Source organism: Microbacterium sp. Leaf351, from assembly GCF_001423825.1.
Lineage (GTDB): Bacteria > Actinomycetota > Actinomycetes > Actinomycetales > Microbacteriaceae > Microbacterium > Microbacterium ginsengisoli.
The window spans coordinates 135,293-139,903 of record NZ_LMPK01000035.1 but is presented as its reverse complement, the minus strand read 5'-3'; the positions used below and the strand labels follow the sequence as shown (position 1 = coordinate 139,903).

At 72.4% G+C, this 4,611-nt stretch carries 5 protein-coding genes; 2 read left to right on the top strand and 3 right to left on the bottom strand.

The window, feature by feature from the left end:
- Positions 1-158: 158 nt before the first annotated feature.
- Entirely contained in the window at positions 159-725 is a 567-nt protein-coding gene (locus tag ASG00_RS11790) for an acyl-CoA thioesterase (RefSeq protein WP_045246038.1), read from the bottom strand.
- Positions 726-843: 118 nt separating this feature from the next.
- Here ASG00_RS11790 and ASG00_RS11785 point away from each other — a divergent pair, with 118 nt between their 5' ends.
- Both ASG00_RS11785 and cofE read left to right on the top strand, forming a co-directional pair.
- On the top strand, positions 844-1,350 hold the full coding sequence (locus ASG00_RS11785; RefSeq protein ID WP_056209822.1) for a GNAT family N-acetyltransferase: 507 nt from the start codon (positions 844-846) through the stop codon (positions 1,348-1,350).
- Positions 1,351-1,356: 6 nt separating this feature from the next.
- The gene (gene cofE, locus ASG00_RS11780; RefSeq protein ID WP_056209819.1) at positions 1,357-2,118 is read left to right on the top strand and encodes a coenzyme F420-0:L-glutamate ligase; all 762 of its coding nucleotides are present in this window, start codon (positions 1,357-1,359) and stop codon (positions 2,116-2,118) included.
- A gap of 6 nt (positions 2,119-2,124) precedes the next feature.
- On the opposite strand, the gene ASG00_RS11775 is transcribed toward cofE, so the two are convergent.
- Together ASG00_RS11775 and ASG00_RS11770 are read right to left on the bottom strand one after the other, a co-directional pair.
- Entirely contained in the window at positions 2,125-3,918 is a 1,794-nt protein-coding gene (locus tag ASG00_RS11775) for a cytochrome b/b6 domain-containing protein (RefSeq protein WP_056209816.1), read from the bottom strand.
- Between the two features lie 2 nt (positions 3,919-3,920).
- A partial coding sequence (locus ASG00_RS11770; protein ID WP_235559535.1) for an electron transfer flavoprotein subunit alpha/FixB family protein occupies positions 3,921-4,611 on the bottom strand: 691 nt, incomplete at its 5' end.

The window sequence follows — 4,611 nt, the reverse complement described above, 5'->3', positions numbered from 1 at the left end:
CCCTTCCCGACGCACCGACGCGCGAGGTGTTCGTCGCCACCCGCGCGGCCTCGGGGACGCGTCGGCGCGTGGGCGCCGTCGTCGATGCGCTCGCCGACGCCCTCACCGCGCGCACCTCCGCGGTCGCGGGCGGCGGGCGGGGCGGGGCATCCGCCTGATCAGCCCCAGACGCTCGGTGCGGGGGCCTTCGTCGGCGGCAGCGCCACGTCGAGCGCCCACTCGCTGAGCCACGCCTCGGGGGCGGGCACGGTCGCCGGGTCGATGCCCATGGCCTCGAACACCTCGGAGGTGGGCAGCACCCCGCCGGCTCGTCGCACGAAGCGGGAGCGCACGAACAGTCGGGCGTAGATCTCGCCGCGCACCACCGCGCGGTGCTCGAGATAGATCGCCTTGTCGTCGGCGGAGATCACCTTCGACTCGATGTCGAAGCGCTGCCACAGGTGCAGCGACTTACGGTGGGTGATCGTCGAGCTCGCCACGACCGGGTACCAGCCGCGAGCGCGCATGAGATCCCACAGACCCGAGCGCATGATGAGGTCGAAGCGGCCGAGGTCGAACAACGACAGGTACCGTCCGTTGTTCATGTGCCCCACGAGGTCGAGGTCGGTGGGGAGGGTCGTGAGCCGCACACGGCCCACGAACGAGGCGTCGGCGATGACGCCGTCACGACGCAGACGACGCCGAGCGACGAACAGCACGAGCAGGGTGCGCCAGATCACGTTCACGACCGTGGATCGTACTGATCGTGGATGTCAGCACGCATTCCGTTGTCGGATGCCTACAGGTTCGTGCGGCATGCACAGCCGATTTCGCGGCCCCGCCGCGGCCGGTTAGAGTCTGGCCATGAACGCCGATCTGCAGATCGATCTGATCGTCCGCCCCGTGCGCGACGTCGATGCCGAAGCCCTGGGACGCGTGCACGCCACCTGCTGGCACGAGACGTACGACCACCTCATCAGCAAAGCCGCTCTCGAGAAGGTCTCCCCCCGCCGCCTTGCCGAACTGTGGACCCACTGGGCCGCGCAGGGGCCCGAGTTCCGCATGAGCGCGGCCCTCGTCGACGGCGAGATCGTGGGCTTCGTCGGCTCCGGCCCGGCACGCGACCGCGACGCCCCTCGTGAGCGCGAGCTCTATTTCATCTACCTGCTGAGCGCATGGCAGGGAACCGGCATCGGCCAGCAGCTGTTCGACGCCGCCGTCGACGAGGGCGAGCCGCTCTACCTCTGGGTGGCCTCCGACAACCCCCGCGCGCACCGCTTCTACGAGCGCAACGGGTTCCACCTCGACGGTGACACCCACACGGAGCCCTTCCTCGGTGAGACGCTCACCGAGGTGCGCTTCGTGCGCTGACCCGACGTGCTGCAGATCTGGGCGCTGCCCGGGCTTCCCGAGATCGGTGCGGGCGACGACCTCGTCGCGCTCATCGGGGCGGCGGCATCCGATCAGCTGCGCGATGGGGACATCCTCGTCGTGACGTCGAAGATCGTGTCGAAGGCCGAGGGACGGTTCGTCCTCGCCGACGACCGCGAGGACGCCATCACCGCGGAGACGGTGCGCCTCGTCGCCAGCCGCACCGCCCCCAGCGGCCACACGACGCGCATCGTCGAGAATCGGCTGGGCATCGTCTCAGCCGCGGCCGGCGTCGACGCGTCGAACACCCCCGAGGGCACGGTGCTGCTGCTGCCGGTTGATCCGGATGCCTCGGCCCGCCGCCTCGCCGCGGGGCTGCGGGCCGCGCTCGGGGTCGAGGTGGGGGTGCTCGTCTCCGACACGCTCGGGCGCGCCTGGCGCGAGGGGCAGACGGACCATGCGATCGGCGCCGGTGGCGTGCAGGTGTTCGAGGATCTCCGCGGCGGCGTCGACGCCGAGGGCCGCCCGCTCGTCGTGACGCAGCCGTGCGTGGCCGACGAGCTGTGCGGCGCCGCCGACCTCGTCAAGGGCAAGGCCACGCGGCTTCCCGTCGCGGTCGTGCGCGGGCGCGCGGATCTCGTCGGTGCGCTCGACCGTCCGGGAGCGCGGTCGATCGTCCGGCCGCCGGAGCGGGACTTCTTCCGGCTGGGAGCGGACGAGGCCTACGCCGACGGATATGCCGCGGGCGCGGCATCCGTCATTTCCTGAGCGCGCTCAGCGCGAGCTGACCGACCCGAACAGCTTCGCGATCGGCGCCAGCACGAGGGGCCGCGCCGCGACCCACGCACCGACGATCACGAGCATCGAGACCGCGAAGATCGAGAAGCCGACCCAGTTGACCTCGTCGCTGCCCGCGTACATGTGGTTCAGGTTGCGCAGCGCCCCGGTCGCGAACACCAGCGTCACGTGCACGACGATGAACAGCACGAAGTAGATCATCACGGGGAAGTGCACCTTGCGGGCCCACTCGACCGGGTAGATCTTGTTCAGTCGCGTCGCGTTCTTCGGCCAGATGCCGCTCATGCGCACGCCCGTGATCGCCGCGAGGGGCGCGGCGAGGAACACGGTCGCGAAGTAGGTCAGCTGCTGGATCGAGTTGTAGTTGACCCAGCCGTCCTCGGTCGGCCAGTCGAGCGAGATGTACTTGAGCACCGCGGTGACGGCGTTCGGGAACACCTCCCAGCTGGTCGGCACGATGCGCAGCCACTGACCGGTGACGAACAGGAGCACGACGAACACGAGTCCGTTGACGAGCCACAGGATGTCCAGCGACTGGTGCAGCCACAGCGCGATGCTGATCTTCCGCTTCGGGTTCCAGCGCGGGCTCCAGAACGCCGGCGGCTTCTTCTGGTGCCGTACCTGCAGCCCCGAGCGGATGATCAGCACCATCAGGAACACGTTGAAGAAGTGCTGCCAGCCGACCCACGCGGGGAAGCCGACCGGTGCGCCCACCGGCAGGTGGTATTCGCCGGGGTAGGTGGCGACCCAGTCGCGCAGTGCGTCGAGGCTCAGCAGCCAGCGCACCGCGAACACGACCATCGCGCCCGCGAACAGCAGACCCACGACCGTGACGATCGCCGCGCCGACCCACTGACCGGCGGTGAACGGACCGATGCGACGCGGCTCCGGCTTCGGCGCGGGACGCTCGAACGCGTAGCGCCCCGGGAACACCGTGGGGGTGAAGGGCAGCGGACCGGCGGCGACGCGCGCGGCGATCGAGTCGGGGGCGGTGGGGGCTTCCGGGGCGAGGGCTGCGGGGGCGAGGGCCGCGGTGTGCGCGATCTCCGGAGAATCGACCGCCGCGGGGCCTGCGGACGACGCCACAGCCTCAATCTCCGGAGTTGCGGTCGGGTCGGATGCCGCGGCGACCGGTGCACCCGGGGCGAAGCCCGCGGGCGGCCACGGGTCTCCGCCGGCGACGCGCGGGAGTCCGCGGCGCAGAGGCACGTCGCTCGCAGCGGCGGCGCGGGTGGTGGCGGTGCTCGGGGATGCGGCGGTGTAACCGGTCGGCGCGACGGCGGCCACCGGCGCGGGAACCGTCACGTCACCGACCGAAGGCGGTGCCGCGACAGGGACCTCGGCGGCATCGGTCGTCGCCGCGGCGATCGGGGCCGCGCCCGCAGGAGGCCACGGCTCCCCGCCCGGCGTGCGCGGCAGGCCGCGGCGCAGGGCGCGAGCCGGGCCGGCCGCGGCGGGCGCCGATGCGGCAGCCGACGCCGCGGGGGCAGCACCGGCGGCGGGGACGGCGGCAGCCGGGGCACCGTGCTCGATCTCCGGAGAAATCGGGTCGGAGGCGGTCGGCAGCCCAGCAGACGGCGAATTCTCCGGAGTTACGGCTCGCGCCTCCGCGGTCGGGGCCGCGACACCCGCGACCGCCGCGACCGAGGGGGCCGCGGCATCCGTCACCGCGACGGCCGCGTCGATCGGGGCCTCGCCCGCGGGCGGCCAGGGGTCGCCACCGGGCGTGCGCGGCAGCCCGCGGCGCACCGTGCGCGCGTAGGTCGCCACGCTCAGGCCTTCCGCGCCTCGAGGGCGCTGATCAGCTGGGGCACGACCGTGAACACGTCGCCGACGATACCGAAATCGGCGATGTCGAAGATCGGGGCGTCGCCGTCCTTATTGATCGCGACGATCGTCTTGGCGGTCTGCATACCGGCCTTGTGCTGGATCGCCCCGGAGATGCCGAGCGCGATGTACAGCTGCGGCGAGACCGACACCCCGGTCTGGCCGACCTGGTACGACTGGGGCACGTAGCCGGCGTCGACGGCCGCGCGGGAGGCGCCGACCGCGGCGCCCAGCACATCGGCGAGCTGGTCGACGAGCGCGAAGTTCTCGCCCGATCCGATGCCCCGGCCGCCCGAGACGACCTTGGCGGCGCCGCGCAGCTCGGGCCGGCTCGACGTGGCCTGCGCCGGCTCGACGGCGGTGACGGATGCCGCGGCCCTACCCGATGCGGCGACCTCGAGGGCGACGCTCTGGACGGTCTGCGCCTCGGCGCGCGCGTCGATCGCCCCCTGACGCACCGTGATGACCGGCGCGCCGAACGTGGCGGCCGAGTCGACGTTGTATGCGCCGCCGTAGACGGAGTGGTGGGCGACGACGCCCTCGGCGTCGCGCGAGACGCCGACCGCGTCGACGGCGAGCGCCGAGCGGGTGCGGGCGGCGAAGCGGGCGGCGGCGTCGCGGCCGTCGAGGGAGTGG

Coding starts and splice junctions, on each gene's coding strand:
- ASG00_RS11785 (WP_056209822.1), top strand. CDS start 844: ATGAACGCCGATCTGCAGATCGATCTGATCGTCCGCCCCGTGCGCGAC.